The organism is Labilibaculum manganireducens, assembly GCF_002843385.1.
GTDB classification, from domain to species: Bacteria; Bacteroidota; Bacteroidia; order Bacteroidales; family Marinifilaceae; genus Labilibaculum; species Labilibaculum manganireducens.
The window spans coordinates 90,723-108,681 of record NZ_MVDE01000007.1 but is presented as its reverse complement, the minus strand read 5'-3'; the positions used below and the strand labels follow the sequence as shown (position 1 = coordinate 108,681).

Here is a 17,959-nt window from a genome sequence, read left to right as displayed (position 1 = left end):
CATCTTTTTTATTTTATTAAAATGAATTAAGATTTTTCAACTCTCGTGTTGCTTTGATGAATATTCTTTAGGTGATACACCATAATAAGCTTTAAAAGATTTTGAAAAATGTGATAAATTGGAATACCCGATCGCATAACCTATTTCTCCGATGTTAATTTTACTTGTTGTAAGCAGATAGGCTGCCTGTTTCATCCGAATGTTTTTGATGAAATCACGGGCCGACTGATTGGTTAGTTCTTTTAATTTTCGATGCATATGTACTCTGCTGATTCCAACACCATCGGCCAGCATTTCAACATTTAGCTCACTGTTAGAGATGTTATCTTTAATAATTGCCATTACTTTTTGCATCAATATTTCGTCGTGCGATTTTATTTCTATATTTTCTATTTCATGCTCTTTCTTAGTCTGTAATTTGCTATATATCTTTTTCCGGTTTTCTAAAATATTAGAAATCATTTTAAGGATAAATTCACTTTTGAAAGGTTTTACCAAATACATGTCGGCACCCGTTTCAATGCCTTCTGTTTCATTTTCTTCCTTAGAAAGTGCCGTAAGTAAAATAACAGGAATATGGTTGGTTAGAATATTTGTTTTTATTTTTTTGCACAAAGTGATACCATCCATTTCCGGCATCATAATATCACTAATAATCAGATCTGGTTTTTCGTCCAATAAAATTTCATGAGCTTTTTTACCATTTTCACACGCCACTACTTTATAACAGGCAGATAATTCATTGTACAGATAGTTTCTGATGTCAACTTCATCATCAACAATCATAATCTTGTAATTGGTTTTGCGTTTTACACTTTTATCAATAGGAGTTTGGATGTTCTCTTTTGATACCTGCGAAATATATTTATGCGACGGAGCCTGAAAAGCTGTTTTTTCTGTGATAAGATCTTTTGGGGAAAGATGCTCATTTCCAAGAGGAAGTGTAATAATGAATCGACTCCCGGTTTGGTCATTACGGTTTTCGGCCAACAGTTTACCTTTGTGTAAACTAACCAATGAACGGGAAAGATGCAAACCAATGCCTGTACCTGTTGATTGTTTTGTATCCGGAGAATAAACTTGGTAAAAGCGATCAAAAATTCGCTCAATTTCACTTTCCTTAAGTCCTACACCTGTATCGCTGACAGTTATTTTTACCTGTTCATGTTGATGATTTCCTTTTCCAATGGTTTCTTTTGTAATACTTAATTCTATTTCACCTCCTGAAAGTGTAAATTTAAAAGCATTTGATAATAGGTTGAAAACAACCTTTTCAAAATTCAGAGGATCTATCCATACCTCAATATCCGGATCGCTGGTAGTTATACTGAAAGATATGTTTTTATCGTTGGCTAACAGTTCGAAAGATTGAGCTATCTCCTTAATAAAGCTGTAGATGTTTGTTTGTTGAAATTTTATAAGGATCTGTCCTTTGTCAATTCGTCTCACATCCATCATTTGGCTAACCAAACGGTATATTCTATTGGCATTTTGCTGCATAATAAAGAACAGTCTCGAGTTTTTCTCATCAAAATTTTGTTTGATTAATTTTTCTAAGGGATCTAATATTAACGATAAAGGGGTTTTAATTTCGTGAGATATATTGATGAAAAACTGCATTTTCATTTCATTCACTTTTTCCGCATTCAGGCGTTTTACTTTCTCCATGTATAACATAAATATTCCATAGAATAAAGAGCCGATTAACAGAGTCCATAAAATTTTTGCCCAAATCATTTTATACCAGGGAGGGAAGATAATGATGGTAAGTTTTCTTGGCGTTGACAGGTTCTTTTTATCAACGGCACGCACCGAAAAGGTATAAGTACCATGATTTAAATTGGTGTAGGTAGCCCTTTTATTTGTCGAGCTGGTTACGTTCCAGCTTAAATCAAAGCCTTCCATTAAATATTCGTAAGAAACAGCTGTTTGATTGGCAAAATCCGTTGAAGTAAATCCAATCGAAAATACATTATCCTGTTCGCGAAGCCTGATTGTATCTGCAAGAACTATTGATTTATCCAGTATAACATGCTTACCCGATTTATCACCAATTTTCACCGGTTTATCGAAACTTAAAAATTCAGTAAGCATTACATCTCTTACTTCCCTGCTGATAGTTGCATAATCTTTGCTGATTTGCGTTATTCCATTTATACCACCAAAAAACAGTTCTTGTTTATCCGATTTAAAAGCCGCATTTCTCGAGAATTCATTGGCCTGAATACCATCGTAGGAATAATAATTGGTAAAAGACTCATCTTTTGGATTGAATCTGGACAATCCGTTATGTGTTCCAATCCATAATTGGTTGTATTCATCTTCAACTATTGAACAGATCACATTGTTGCATAAGCCATCGTTGATATCATAAAAGCTGGAGCTATCACCGTTTATTTTCACCAATCCCTCGTAGGTACCAACCCATATGTTATTTTCACTATCGGAAAGAATACAGTCGACGGTGTTATTTTTTAGCAGTCCGTTTTCTTTCGAATACTGAGTTAGTGATTTTGTTTTTAGGTTAATATGAAAGAGTCCTACGTAGGTGCCGATCCATAAATTTTGAGCTTTATCAATGTAAACGCAAAGAATCCATTTAGGAATTTTTTCATTCAGCGATTTGGGAATGTCTAGTCCGTCGTAGAACAATTCTTTTTGAGTGTCAAACCTACATATGCCATCATCTAAGGTTCCTATAATCAATTCGTTCTGCTTGTTTTTTGTGATTGACGTGATTTTATTATAAGTTTTACCTGAAGTGTTGTTCTTTTTAGTAGTAAAGGTCTTAAAGCTTCCGTTTTTCTTATCATATCTGATAAGACCATTAATATATCTGCCTAACCACAGATAGTCGTTTGTATCATTATACAGAGTAAGAATATTCTCTCCAACAAAAATTCCACTTTCATTTTTTAAAGGGATGTGTTTAACTTTTTTAGTTGATCGGTTCAAATAATACAGGCCATCTCCATCTGTTGCAATCCAAAGTTCTTTGCCATTTCCGTCAATTGCCGTTATGCAGCTCGACCCGATACTATTTTGATCAAAGGCTTTATACCCATAGGTTTTAAACGTTTCCTGTGATTCGGGCAGTAAATAAATGCCTTTTTGAAAAATACCCAACCAAATATTACCAGTTTTATCTTCAATAATAGAATGAATTTTACTCTTTAAAAAATCGAAAGAGGCATTCACGGTGGTATAGTTTTCCAATAGATTTGATTCTTTGTTCAATAGCTTTAAGCCAAAACCATCTGTTCCTACCCACAGCCTGTTTTTTGAATCAAAAAGAATATCTTTTACCGGAAGATTGTCTTCATTTTGGTTTGCACAGTTGATTGGTTTTACAACTCCGGTTTGTTTATTTAATTGAGCTAATCCACCGTTTAAAAACCCTATATATATAATGTCCTGATCTCCTTCACAGATACATGAAATTTCTTTGTTCAAGAAGAATGTTTGATTGTTTTTGGATAAGGTGAAATTCTTAATTTCTTTCGTGTCCGGATCAAAAGAATTTAAACTCTGGTTGGAAGCGATCCATAATATTCCTTCTTTGTCTTCAAAAATATCTATCAGACTATGTTTGCCAAATTGTTCATTTAGCTTTTCACAATAATCTGGTTTTAGGGTGTTTTTATCGATTCGAATCAATCCATGCCCTGTTGTTGCCAACCAAATGTCACCATTTGATAATGTTATCATACAGGATATAAACAGATGATCTTTTTGATGAGACAGAGCTAATTCTATTTCATGGAAAGATTCTGTTTCATGATTGTATATTTGCAATCCATTTATTTGAGCAACCCATAAATTTCCCTTTTTATCTTCAGTTAATGCAGTTACAAAGTTGTTTTTTAATGAGTTGCTAAAATTTATATTATTTGCGTACGACTTAAATTTGATTCCATCAAATCGATTTAATCCATCTTCGGTAGCGATCCATAAAAAATTTAAATGATCTTGGTAAACCTTATTAATAAGACTATTGGATAACCCTTCGTTATAGTCGAATAATTTTTTTTTTTGAGAAAAAGCGGATATTGAGAATAAGAGAAGAAGAAGAGTGAGATATTGTTTCGGGCGCATAGTTTTGTCAGTTTTCATTAACGGTGTCTAAAAATATTAAAAAATACTAAAGAGTGTGAAAATTACAAGCCTTAATTTAAGCCTAACAGCACAATGTAACCAATAGGAAAGATAATGTAACAAATATGTAATTCGCAGTAACTAACAGAAAATAGTTGGTAACAAGAGTGTTTTAGTTCAAGAAGAGACTATATGTATCTTGTAGTCCAAAGAAATTAACACTTGTAATGCTTAATGCCATATTCTATGGCTGAGGTAAAAAAGTGAATTTGATAAAAATAAAGAATCTGATTTGTTAACCCTAATATGTTTTTAGCAATTGCGAAAATATATTTTAATAAAGCCAAAACCGATACATATGCTTACTAAATATTTCTTGATCATATTTTTGTATTTTATTACTGGAACGCAATGGGCTTCAGGTCAAAATAAATTGGATGGTTCAGAATTGTGGTTTACACATATGGAAACGATTGAAAGCGCGTCGTTTGCCTGCCCATCTTTTATTTGGATACCACAATCATCTCCAACTTTTACCATCATTCACAAAGAACTCAAAAGTGGTCTTAATAAATTGTATAATAGGGAGGTGAAGGATGTAAGCCGATTGAATTCAAATGGTTTATGCGTTGGCACATCCAGCCAAAAAGATTTATCATCTTACTTTAAGAAAGAAGAGTTGAGTGTATTAGGGAATGACGGTTATATCATAAGAACAACAGGCAATAATGTGACCATTATTATTGCAAATACAGATTTAGGAGCATTATATGGTACCTATCATTATTTAAGATACTTACAAACTGATAATACACATAAAGCAAATTTTGACATTGTAGAAGTACCATCATACCAACGAAGAATTCTGAATCATTGGGATAATTTAGACGGCACGGTTGAAAGAGGATACGCTGGTCATTCAATTTGGCAATGGAAGGATTTGCCTCAAAAAATAAGCCCCGGATATATAGAATATGCACGGGCAAATGCTTCCATTGGCATTAATGGAACCGTTTTGAATAATGTAAATGCAAATCCGGCTGTTTTAAGTATTGAATATCTTAAAAAAGTAAAGACGTTGGCTGATATTTTTCGTCCTTATGGGATTAAGGTTTATTTGTCCATAAATTTTTCTTCTCCTTCTGTTCTGGGTGGGCTTACAACAGCAGATCCTCTTAATAAGGATGTAAGAATCTGGTGGCAGGATAAAGCAAAACAAATCTATTCTCTGATTCCTGATTTTGGAGGTTTTGTTGTGAAGGCAAATTCGGAAGGACTGCCGGGACCTCAGGATTTTGGGCGTACTCATGCTGATGGAGCGAATATGCTCGCCGATGTTTTAGAATCTTACGGTGGAATTATAATGTGGCGTGCTTTTGTTTACAATCCTAACGGAAACGATCGCGCTAAGCAGGCTTACAATGAATTTAAACCTCTCGACGGAAAATTTCGCAAGAATGTAATCCTTCAAGTGAAAAATGGTCCTGTTGACTTTCAGCCCAGAGAGCCATTCAGTCCTTTGTTTGGTGCAATGCAGCACACTACCCTGATGCCGGAATTACAGATAACACAAGAATATTTGGGTTTTTCGGATCACTTGGTTTATTTGGGAACACTGTTTAAGGAGTTTTTAAACTCAGATACCTACACAAATGGAAGAAACTCAACAGTATCCCGGATTACTGACGGATCTGTTTACGATGACTCCATAACCGCTGTTGCCGGAGTAGCTAATATCGGTTTAGACAGTAATTGGTGCGGACATCATTTTGCTCAGGCCAATTGGTATGCTTTTGGTCGTTTGGCCTGGAATCATCAATTATCTGCCCGGAAAATTGCAAAGGAGTGGTTAATGCAAACCTTTTCACACGATCAGGATTTTTTGAATCAAATGTCAGGTGTCATGATGGAATCGAGAGAAGCCACCGTAAATTATATGACACCACTGGGATTACATCATTTAATGGGGTGGGGCCATCATTATGGTCCGGAACCCTGGTGTGAGATTTCCGGAGCAAGACCAGACTGGTTGCCAACTTATTACCATAAGGCAGATAGCATAGGTGTTGGATTTAACCGATCATCAAGCGGAAGTAATGCTGTCAGTCAGTATGCAGAACCTTTGCTTTCAGTTTATAACGATCCTGCACTTTGCCCGGAAGAACTTTTGCTGTGGTTTCATCATTTACCATGGAATTATGAATTGATTAATGGCAGAGATTTATGGTCAGAATTGTGTTACAGATACAGCATGGGAGTTGAACAGGTAAAATATTTTCAATGCACCTGGAATTCTCTTCAATCAAAAGTAGATAAAAATAGGTTTAATGATGTGCAAAATAAATTAGCAATACAATTAAAGGAAGCTATCTGGTGGAGGGATGCGTGTTTGCTTTATTTTCAAACTTTCTCTCACAGACCAATTCCTTCTCAACTGGATCAACCTAAATCTAAATTGGAAGATCTTAAGGAACTTAAATTTTTAAAGACTCACCATAATTAATGATTAACAATAACCAAATGGATGATAAATGTTTTTTTTAAAATGACTGGAGAAGGACTTTAGAAATTTAAGTTTTATTGAACTTCAGCTGAGATTGTGAGTGAAAACAGCCAATTTATGCAGCCCGAGGTGATGTGTTTCAGTTTAATGATAAAAACAAATAAAATCAATATGATAAGATTTATTGTGTTAGAGTTGATTGTCTTGTTCAGTATAATCTCTTGTAAAAATGATACTGGGAAGGAATTAAGTGAGAATAAACTTGTGTCTTTTTCAGTAAATGAGAACAATTTCCCGATAGTAAAATCTCAAAAAGGCACTCCCATATATATTGATGATAAAGACTATTCAGGTGTAATCAAAGTCGCTGAATTATTTCAAAAAGACATCGGAAAAGTAACAGGAGTAACTAGTCCTTTGCATATTGGAAAAAATCCTCAGGGTACTGTTATCATTATAGGAACAATTGGAAAAAGTCAATTGATAGACGGATTAATTAAGTCTGGTAAGTTAATCGCAGATGATGTAAATGGGAAATGGGATAATAGTTTAATTGAAGTAGTTGAGAATCCTTTACCAAATGTTGATAGAGCCTTGGTGATTGCCGGGAGTGATAAAAGAGGTACAATTTACGGCATGTTCGATATTAGTCGTAAAATGGGAGTTTCTCCTTGGTATTTTTGGGCTGATGTACCTGTAAAAAAGCATTCCGAAGTATTTATTAAACCAGGTAGATATAATTTGGGTGAACCTAAAGTTAAATATCGCGGTATTTTTTTAAACGATGAGGAACCAGCTTTGGGAAGATGGGCGGTTGAGAATTACGGCGGATTCAATCATCAAATGTATGAGCATGTTTTCGAATTGATTTTACGCTTAAAAGGCAACTTCTTGTGGCCTGCTATGTGGTGGGCTGGTTTTAATAGTGATGATCCTTTAAATGCTAAATTGGCAGATGAATATGGGATTGTGATGAGCACATCGCACCATGAACCGATGATGAGAGCACATGCAGAATGGAAACCATACGGTGGAAAAAAATGGAATTATAAAAAAAATAAAAATCAGTTGGATGCTTTCTGGAAAGAGGGAATTGAACGAATGGGGAATAAGGAAAGTGTTGTTACTCTGGCTATGAGAGGAGATGGCGACGAAGCCATGGAAGAAGGAACCAACATCGAACTACTGGAAGATATCGTTGCCAATCAACGAAAAATTATAGAAGAGGTAACTCAGAAGCCTGCTAATGAAACACCTCAGGTTTGGGCTTTATACAAAGAAGTTCAGGAATATTATGACAAGGGAATGAAAGTACCTGATGATGTTACACTATTGTTTTGTGATGACAACTGGGGAAATGTTAGGGTATTGCCGGAACCAGAATCTGCTGAACGTTCGGGAGGTTACGGTATGTATTATCATTTTGATTATGTTGGAGGTCCGCGTAATTACAAGTGGCTCAATACGAATTCCTTACCACGGGTTTGGGAGCAATTGAGATTAACCTATGAACACGGAGTTGATCGCATTTGGATTGTGAATGTTGGTGACTTGAAACCAATGGAGTTACCTATTTCATTTTTCTTCGACTATGCATGGAATCCTGAGTCGGTTACTGTAAATGAATTATCAGAATATACAACGAATTGGGCATCAGAACAATTCTCTGGAAAATATGCTAAAGAAATTGCTGAACTGCTGGATTTATATACAAAATATAACAGGCGTCGCACACCCGAATTATTGGACAATCATACCTATAGTTTGATTCATTACCGGGAATTTGAAAAAGTAGTTGAGGATTACAACCGTTTAGCACAAAGAGCTAAAAGTCTTTATGATATCATAGATGAGGATCAAAAAGATTCCTTTTATCAGTTGGTTTATTTTCCAGTAAGAATTTGTGCCAATCTGAATGAAATGTATTGGTATGTGGCTAAAAATAAGCAGTATGCTAAAGAAAAAAGAGTTGCAACTAACTTAATGGCAGATAAAGTAGTTGAACTTTTTAAGCGTGATTCGTTGCTTACTCTTGAGTTTCATACGGAATTAGCAGATGGTAAGTGGAATCATATGATGGCACAGCAGCATATTGGTTATACATATTGGAATCAGCCGGACAGTAATACGATGCCTCAGGTAACCTATTTGAAAGTACCGGAAGTAGGACAGCTTTGTATAAAGATTGAAGGGAAAGATAAAATTTGGACAAAGCATGATTCTACTGCGAATCTTTCAATCTTCGATAATATCAATCAGCAGGAAATTTATTTTGAGCTTTTCAATACTGGAAAAAGAGCAATAGATTATAAAATTGAAACTCCTAAGTGGATGAAAATCAGTGAATGTGAAAATAATTTGAAAGAGGAAGAGCGACATTTTGTTTCTGTTAACTGGGATCAGCTTCCTGTCGGTAATTCAGCAGGAACAATTTCTGTATCTGCTAATGGTCAGGTGATTGAACTAGGCGTTATTGCAGATAAAATTGATCTGAATCAAAAGAAGTTACAAGGATTTATTGAGAACGATGGAGTGGTAAGCATTGAAGCTGCAGACTTTAATTCAAGCAGTACCAGTCAGGGATTTGATTGGGAAGTGATAAATGGTTTGGGGAATACAAAAGGAGGTGTAACATCATTGCCGGTAAATAAAGGTTATCAGGAGTTTAGTAAGGACAATTCACATTTGGAATATACATTCACATTGATTAACAAACCTAAAAATGATTCCATTACTCTTTTCATGAGTTTGGCACCAACGCAGGATTTTAAAAATAAAGACGGATTAAAATATGCGGTATCTGTAGATGATGAAGAACCACAAATTATTAACCTGCATGAAGGTTGTGCAGGTAAGGATTGGAATTACGCAGAATGGTGGTGTACAGCGGTATCCGATAATAAATTAGTAAGAAAGTCAAAACACAAACTGAATAATACAGAAACCCATACTGTGAAATATTGGTTGATTGATCCGGGAATTGTGCTTCAAAAATTGATGATTGATAATGGTGGACTCAAACCATCTTATTTGGGACCTTCTGAGAGTAAATTGTACTAATGAATACTAACTAATGTAGTATTTGTTGGAGCATATCCTTTTACAGAAAAGATTTTATTGGTAAAAACGAGATGCTGATAGTAAGAGTTAAACAATCAACATAAAAACAAAAGAGTATGAGAGCAAATATAAGATCATTTAAGAATTGGATAGCAAGGAGCCTTTTTGTGCTTTTGGGATGTTCAATTTTCCTGTCATGTTCGAAAACAAAAAATAGCGAAACAAATTCCCGTGAACGGATTTTAATCAACAGCGATTGGTATTTTTTTAAGTATGCTTCGCAGGCAGATGCAGATAGTCTTATTTATGATGTGCGTCCTGAAGTGAACGATAGTAAGGATGATAAGGTTGCAGATTCGAAACCAACAGAAGCGGTTCGTGTTGATGCAAAGCAAACTGTACTGAAAGCTTGGGTTTTACCAACAGGAAATCATTTTATTAAGGATTCTGAAAAGCGTCTCATTCGTCCGGAAGGAAATCCTGGAAGTGATTTTCCTTTTGTTCAGGCTGATTTTGATGATAGTTCCTGGAGAAAATTGAATTTACCTCATGATTGGGGTATTGAAGAACCATTTCAGGAAGGTTGGGAGTCTGAAGTTGGAGGAGGAATGGGACGTTTGGCGAGTCATGGAGTAGCATGGTATCGCAGGAAACTTGATATTTTATCTGATGATGCCGGAAAATCAATTTTTCTGGAAATAGAAGGTGCTATGTCATATGCAATTGTATGGTTAAATGGAAATTTGGTGGGAGGATGGCCTTACGGTTATAATTCCTGGCAGGTTGATTTAACGCCTTACATTATTCCCGGTGGAGTGAACCAATTGGCAATCCGAATTGATAATCCACCGAACTCTGCCCGATGGTATCCTGGTGGAGGATTGTACCGTAGTGTTTGGCTAACAAAAACAAATCCGGTTCATGTCGGTCAGTGGGGAACAGTTGTTACAACTCACAATGTTTCCGAAAAATCAGCTGAAGTAGATTTAGTTGTAACTGTTGATAATGACAGCAAGTCTGAAGCCCATATTGAAGTGAATACAACTGTTTATGCTTTGGACAAAAATGGTGTTCAAACAGGTGATCCTGTTGCCCGTTTTTCTCCGGAAAAAGTTATAGTTTCCGCTTTGGGAAAAACTGAAATTAAAAACTCTGTAGTAATTGACAAACCAGCTTTATGGGGACCACTTCCAACACAAATTCCAAATTTGTATTTGGCGGTAAGTTCAATACAAAAAGAGGGAAAGATTATCGATACTTATGAAACCCGATTTGGTATTCGCTCCATGGAGTTTGATCCAGAGAAGGGTATTGTGGTGAATGGAGAAGCAATAAGAATTAAAGGTGTAAATCAGCATCACGATTTAGGAGCTTTGGGAGCTGCTTTTAACAAACGTGCAGCTGAGCGCCAGTTGGAAATATTGCATGAATTGGGTTGTAATGCTATTCGTTTGTCGCATAATCCTCCGGCACCTGAATTACTTGAATTGACTGATAGAATGGGATTTTTGGTGGTTGATGAGATTTTTGATGTATGGGAAAGAAAGAAAACACCGCTTGATTTTCATCTGATTTTTCCGGACTGGTATGAGCAGGATACACGCGCATTTGTGCGCAGAGACAGAAATTGCCCTTCAGTTATCATGTGGAGTTATGGCAACGAAGTAGGAGAACAATATACAGATAAAGAAGGCGCTTCAATTTCAAAACGTCTACGCGATATTGTAAAAGAGGAAGATCCTTCACGACCTGCAACGGCATCTATGAATTTTGCAAAACCAGATATGCCGTTTTCTGAAGTGCCGGATGTAATCAGTTTAAATTATCAGGGAGAAGGGATTCGGAATGCACCCGCTTATGTTGCGATGAAAGGAATTCATACACATCCGCTTTATCCAGATTTCCATGAGAAATATCCCGGTAAGCTTATTGTGAGTAGTGAAACGGCATCAGCATTAAGTACCCGGGGAACTTATTTGTTTCCGGTATTTGCAGGAAGCAGTGCACCTGCTATGGATGGTTCTGGTGGTGATCCTAATACGAAATATGTAAGTTCCTACGAATTGTATACTGCTCCGTTTGGCTCGTCGGCCGATAAGGTATTCGCTACTCAGGATAAACACCCCTATGTTGCCGGTGAATTTGTTTGGTCGGGCTGGGATTATATTGGCGAACCAACACCATATTATCTTTCACGCAGTTCGTATTCAGGAATTATCGATTTGGCAGGCTTTAAAAAAGACAGGTTTTACCTTTACCAGGCACGATGGCTCCCTGATTTACCAATGGCACATATTTTCCCGCACTGGAACTGGCCCGAAAGAGTAGGAAAGCTCACTCCGGTACATGTTGTAACTTCAGGTGATGAGGTAGAATTGTTTTTAAACGGAAAATCGCTTGGACATCAGAAAAAAATAGATGGAGAATACCGTTTTCGTTGGGACGAAGTGAAATATACTCCGGGAGAGTTGAAAGCTATTGCTTACAAAAATGGAGAAAAGTGGGCTGAAGAGATCGTGAAAACAACAGGAAAGGCAAGCCAATTAAAACTTTCTGCGGATAGAAATTATATTACAGGTGATGGAAAAGATTTATCCTTTATTACAGTTAGTGTGTGCGATCAGGAAGGAATTGTGGTGCCTCGTTCAAATAATCTGATAAAATTCAGCATTGAAGGCCCGGGAGAGATTGTTGCCACAGATAATGGAGATCCATCCGATCTGGAAATATTTTCTTCTCATGAACGCAAAGCATTTAACGGACTGGCATTGGTAATTGTTAAGGCAAAGCAAGGAGAGGCCGGAACAATTAAAGTGATTGCAGAATCAGAAGGTATCCGGAAAATTGCAACGACTGTTCAGGTAAAATAGAAAAACGAATCGAGTTAAGGGATTTTTTGACATCATTTAGCGGGCTGTATTTCGGAAGTAAAGAATCGGTTTAAATGCGTAGTGTACGATTGTCTGATCTTTATATGTTGGAATTATTTTGTTAGAGTGAAATTCAATTTAGCCTTCAATATCTGTATTTCATTTTCCGAGTAATTATGAGAATTTATATTCATATTCAATGAAGCTTAGCTTGATCCGAAGTTCTTTACTAAAAGATAAATATAAAATGTTGAAAATGTTTTTAGGTGGCTTGAAAATGGTTAAATACAAGCAATTAAGCCGTCAATGTAACCAAAATAAAATAAAATGTAACGGGTGCGCAAACGATGTAACAAACAAACAATTATTGGTAACATGCAGGCATGTTAGTTTATTTCAATAGAGGTATTTTTAATCAACAAATTTAAGTGTTTTCATATTTATATTATAATTCACTAAGGAATCAATAAAACCACCACATATAGAACCACTGTTTTTAATACTTAAGCAGTTAGTAATTAAATCAGAATTAAATACTACAAATTTTAAATCTATGAAAAAATGCTATGTTCGAACAAAAAAGGGGATATTACTATTGCTCCTTTTAATCGCTGTGCCTTTGGTAACATTAGCCCAGACGATAAGAGTAACTGGTAAAGTAACTGACTCAGGAGGAGAATCCTTACCTGGTGTTAATATTGTTATTTTAGGTACAACCCAGGGTACTATTACTAATATTGATGGTGTTTACAGTATGGATGTACCTTCAAATGCCAAGCTTACTTTTAATTTTATTGGTTTCAATACACAAACGATTGAAGTGAATAATAAAAACACCATTAATGTTGTAATGGTTGAGGATGTACAATCTCTTGATGAGGTCGTTATAGTTGGTTATGGACAAATGAAGCGTTCCGACTTAACAGGATCAGTGGTTTCTGTTTCAAGCGAAGCAATTAATCAATCGGTTACCACGTCTATCGATCAGGTTTTACAAGGGCGTGCAGCAGGAGTACAGGTGCAGCAAAACAGTGGAGCGCCGGGTGCCGGTTCTTCTATTCGCATTCGCGGTATCAGTTCTCTTAATGGGTCAAATGAACCAATTTTTGTTATTGATGGGATAATTATTGATGGGGCTACAGGTTCTGGAACCGAAAATGCTCTTTCTTCAATAAATCCATCAGATATTGTTTCTATGGATGTTTTGAAAGATGCTTCGGCAACTGCGATTTACGGATCTAGAGCTGCAAATGGAGTTATTATTATTACCACCAAGCGTGGAAAGAAAGGTGAAGCTACTATAACTTACGATGGTTATATGGGATGGCAGGAGATGCCTAAAAAGCTTGATTTACTTAATTTGCAAGAGTATGCGATACATAAAAATACTCGTGCAGACATGGGTATTGTAATGCGTGATAATAGTTTTGTTCGTCCTGATCTGTTAGGGGAAGGTACTGATTGGCAAGATGAGATGTTTACTCATGCAATGATGCAAAGTCATAACTTGTCAGTTTCCGGAGGTACAGATAAGAGTACTTATGCCATGGGAGTAGGCTATCTTGATCAAGATGGTATTGCTATTGGTTCAGCATTCGAGCGATTTAACCTAAGGGGAACTTTCGATTCTCAGGTGAAAGATTTTTTGAAAGTTGGGGTGAATTTTGCATTTAGTAATTCTAAACAAAAAACGACTGTTTCTGACGCATCATTAATTCTAACAGCTCTTAAGCAAACTCCTAATGTAGCAGTTCGTAATGCAGATGGATCTTTTGATGGACCGGATACTGACGAGTACGTTCAGAACAATCCAGTTGGTTTGGCTATGATCAAAGACAACCGAAATGAAAAGGCTGGAATAAGAGCCTCCACTTTTGCAGAAGCGACACTGATAAAAGGGCTTACATTTAAAACAGAATATTCATTGGATTATGGTTTTGGCAATGCTTATACATTTAATCCATCCTATACTTTTGGAGCTCTTGTTAACGAAGTACGCGAAGGATCACGAACAAAGTCATACAATAAGTATTGGAATTGGAAAAATATTCTGACTTACAATTGTGAATTTGGTATTCATAATATCAAAATGATGTTAGGACAGGAAATGCAGGAATCTCATTGGGAAAATCTTTACGGTTACCGTTCAGGATATTTAACCAATGGAGCGACAGATTTAAATGCCGGTGACGCTACTACAGCCAAAAACTCAAACGGTAGTGGTGTTAGCTCAATTAGTTCCTATTTTGGTAGAATGTTCTACTCTTTTGATGATAAATATTTATTAACAGCAACTCTGCGTTACGATGGTTCATCAAAATTTCATAAAGATAACCGATGGGGATGGTTTCCTTCGGCGGCAATAGCCTGGAAAGTATCCAATGAAAATTTCCTGAAAGATAATGATATTATCAATAATTTGAAACTTCGTTTGGGATGGGGTACAGTGGGTAATCAAAACGTACCTAATTATGCTTATACCTCAACTTATGCAGCATCAGCTACAAATTGGGGAACTGGATTACTTGCAGCTAATACTGCAAATGAAGATCTGCAATGGGAAACTACTTATTCAAGTAATGCAGGAGTTGACCTAAATCTTTTTAACAATCGCATTGAGTTTATTGCTGATATTTACTATAAGAAAACGAAGAATTTATTATTGCAGTTGCCGTTACCTGCTTACGTTGGTACATCAGGGGTAGGAGCAACATCAGCACCATGGGTAAATGTTGGTTCTCTTGAAAATAAGGGAATTGAATTAACATTGAATACCGTTAATATAGATAAAGGAGATTTCCTTTGGCGCTCTAATTTTGTTTTTTCCGTTAATAGAAATAAAGTGTTGTCTCTCAATACTGAAACCGGAATATTAAACAGAAATATTCAACAGGGATCTGATAATACAATAGTTACCCGAACTGCAGTTGGCAAAGCAATTGGTCAATACTACGGATATAAAGTGATTGGACGTTTCGAGAAGGCTACTGATTTTTATTACAAGAACAGTGCCGGAGATGTAGTACCAACAGCCTTACCAGAAGGAATGGATATTGGTGAAAATAGTGTTTGGATTGGAGATTATATTTTTGAGGATATAAATAAGGATGGTGTAATCAACGAGGAAGACCGAGGTTATATTGGGAATCCTGAGGCTGATTTTACCTTCGGAATTGGTAATTCCTTTTCTTATAAAGGATTTGATTTGAATATCTTTCTATCTGGTTCATATGGAAATGAAGTAGTAAACTACCAACGTCGCTGGTTAGAAAATCCACGTGCAAATACTAACTTGTTGAAATCTGCATTGGGGTATGCGCAATTGTCGTTAATCGATCCAAACGGACCAAATGATTACCGTAACGTACAAATCGCAGGAGGAGCTTCAAATATGCCACGAATAGGTGCTTCTTCAGCTTCTTCAACTTCTAACTATCGTTACAGTAATAAGTTTGTGGAGGACGGTTCTTATTTAAGAATTCAAAGTATTTCTTTTGGTTATAACCTTCCACGTAAACTAGTTTCTCGATTAGGGATTCAAAATCTTAAAGTTTATACCAACTTACAAAACGTATATACTTTCACAAAATATTCTGGTTATGATCCCGAAATTGGATCAACCAATCAGGATGCACTTTTAACAGGTATTGATAATGCTCGTTATCCTTCCCCTCAGATCTATACATTTGGGGTAAATGTTTCATTTTAAATGAAAATGTTCTGAAGATGAAACGAATAGCTAGCATAAGTAATAAAAATATGATACAGATGAAAACAAAATATATTATATATACGGTTCTGTTGATGGTTTTCCCCATTATTTGGACCGGTTGCAGTGATTTTTTAGAGGTACAGCCTCAAGATCAAATCACCAGTGAGAATTTCTATCAGTCAGAAGAGGATTTTAAAGCAGCAACGGCACCACTTTACAACAAAGTTTGGTTCGAATTCAATGACAAATTTTATTACGGATTGGGCGATGGACGTTCTTACAATTTATACGCTCCATACTCTGACTACGTTTATCCGTTTAGTGATTTAACGGAAACGGGTCTGACCGGACCTTTGGTTTCGGCATGGCAATCATTTTACAATGTAATTCAACAATCCAATAAAGTAATTATTGGTATAAAAGGAAGTAATGTTGATGCTGATATTCAAAAACAATATATCGCGGAAGCACGCTTTATGAGGGGAACAGCTTACTGGTATATGGCTTCGTTATGGGGAGATGTAATCATTTCTGAAGATCCCGGAACATTGGTAAATAATCCAATTGTAAACACCAATCCGATAACAGATGTGTATGAATTTGTAATGCGGGATTTAGAATATGCGGCTAAATATTTACCTGAGCAGGCTGCTCAAGGTGGTCGTGTAACAAAATACAGCGCATTTGGGATGCTATCTCGTATTTATTTATCATATTCTGGCTTAAGTGAGGATCCAAACAGTGGAATACGTAATCAGGAATATCTTGATTTAGCTAAAAAAGCTGCTGAAATGGTTATGGATAAAGGTCCTTATGAATTAATGGATGATTATGCTGATTTATTCATGATAGAAAATAACAACAACTCAGAGTCGATGTTTGCATTGCAATGGGTTCCAAATGGCGACTATGGTGTGACCAATACGCAGCAAGCTTATTTTGCAGCAGGATCTGAAATTACCGGCGATGATGCGGCATGGGGATACTGGACAAGAGCTTCCTATGATGTACTAAAGGAGTATGAATCTGCAGATGCTCGTCGTAAAGCTACCTGGATGGGATATGGTGACTTTTATCCTGAAATTAGTAAAGCTAATGGTGGATATACCTATGAAAAATCACACGAAGCTTTAAATGTAAAAAAGGGTGTAGTAGGCTCTACAAAAGATAACCCGAAAATTTCAAAACAAAACTCTGCTCTAAATACTAATATGTTACGTTTGGCTGAAGTTTATTTGAACTACACAGAGGCTGTTTTAGGTAATACTGCAAGCACTTCTGATGCAACAGCTTTACTATATATAAATAAGCTTCGTTCCCGAGCAGGACTTGAAGATAAAAGCAGTCTTACTTATGAAGATATTATTCATGAAAGAAGAGTTGAATTATGCATGGAAGGTCAGTACTGGTATGATTTGGTTCGCCGATCGTATTACCAACAACAGGAGGTAGTCAATTATATTACAAGTCAGGATCGTGGCACTATTGTTCCTTTTACTTATGATACTGCAATAAATACTGCCACTGAAGATGAAACCCGTACTAGATCTTCTCGCTCTATTGGTAATGTGGATGAAACGATCTTTCTGTTACCTTATCCAGAATCAGAAGTTGTGCAAAATCCATTGTTGAAAGCATCACCTGTATCGTATGAGTTTACTGAAGAAAAAATAACTGATTTATTCTAATATTCTCACAGTAAGTGAATTGGAATTTAAA

General features: G+C 36.2%; 6 protein-coding genes. 5 read left to right on the top strand and 1 reads right to left on the bottom strand.

The window, feature by feature from the left end:
- Window positions 1–36: 36 nt before the first annotated feature.
- Complete coding sequence (locus BZG01_RS06730) at window positions 37–4,113, bottom strand: hybrid sensor histidine kinase/response regulator transcription factor (protein ID WP_101309054.1); 4,077 nt, start codon at window positions 4,111–4,113, stop codon at window positions 37–39.
- A 340-nt stretch (window positions 4,114–4,453) separates the two neighbouring features.
- Here BZG01_RS06730 and BZG01_RS06725 point away from each other — a divergent pair, with 340 nt between their 5' ends.
- From BZG01_RS06725 to BZG01_RS06705, 5 genes are all read left to right on the top strand, one after another.
- On the top strand, window positions 4,454–6,598 hold the full coding sequence (locus BZG01_RS06725) for an alpha-glucuronidase family glycosyl hydrolase (RefSeq protein ID WP_101309053.1): 2,145 nt from the start codon (window positions 4,454–4,456) through the stop codon (window positions 6,596–6,598).
- 171 nt (window positions 6,599–6,769) lie between these two features.
- Window positions 6,770–9,658, top strand: coding sequence for a glycosyl hydrolase 115 family protein (locus BZG01_RS06720; protein ID WP_101309104.1), 2,889 nt, complete (start codon window positions 6,770–6,772; stop codon window positions 9,656–9,658).
- Window positions 9,659–9,774: 116 nt separating this feature from the next.
- On the top strand, window positions 9,775–12,528 hold the full coding sequence (gene galB, locus BZG01_RS06715; protein ID WP_101309052.1) for a beta-galactosidase GalB: 2,754 nt from the start codon (window positions 9,775–9,777) through the stop codon (window positions 12,526–12,528).
- Window positions 12,529–13,081: 553 nt separating this feature from the next.
- The gene (locus BZG01_RS06710; protein ID WP_101309051.1) at window positions 13,082–16,237 is read left to right on the top strand and encodes a SusC/RagA family TonB-linked outer membrane protein; all 3,156 of its coding nucleotides are present in this window, start codon (window positions 13,082–13,084) and stop codon (window positions 16,235–16,237) included.
- 59 nt (window positions 16,238–16,296) lie between these two features.
- Window positions 16,297–17,928 carry a RagB/SusD family nutrient uptake outer membrane protein gene (locus tag BZG01_RS06705; RefSeq protein WP_101309103.1) on the top strand — a complete coding sequence of 544 codons (1,632 nt, stop codon included), beginning with the start codon at window positions 16,297–16,299 and terminating at the stop codon, window positions 17,926–17,928.
- Window positions 17,929–17,959 lie beyond the last annotated feature (31 nt).

Excerpts from the sequence above, each read along its gene's own strand:
- BZG01_RS06730 (WP_101309054.1), bottom strand. The coding sequence starts at position 4,113 with ATGAAAACTGACAAAACTATGCGCCCGAAACAATATCTCACTCTTCTT.
- BZG01_RS06725 (WP_101309053.1), top strand. The coding sequence starts at position 4,454 with ATGCTTACTAAATATTTCTTGATCATATTTTTGTATTTTATTACTGGA.
- BZG01_RS06720 (WP_101309104.1), top strand. The coding sequence starts at position 6,770 with ATGATAAGATTTATTGTGTTAGAGTTGATTGTCTTGTTCAGTATAATC.
- galB (WP_101309052.1), top strand. The coding sequence starts at position 9,775 with ATGAGAGCAAATATAAGATCATTTAAGAATTGGATAGCAAGGAGCCTT.
- BZG01_RS06710 (WP_101309051.1), top strand. The coding sequence starts at position 13,082 with ATGAAAAAATGCTATGTTCGAACAAAAAAGGGGATATTACTATTGCTC.
- BZG01_RS06705 (WP_101309103.1), top strand. The coding sequence starts at position 16,297 with ATGAAAACAAAATATATTATATATACGGTTCTGTTGATGGTTTTCCCC.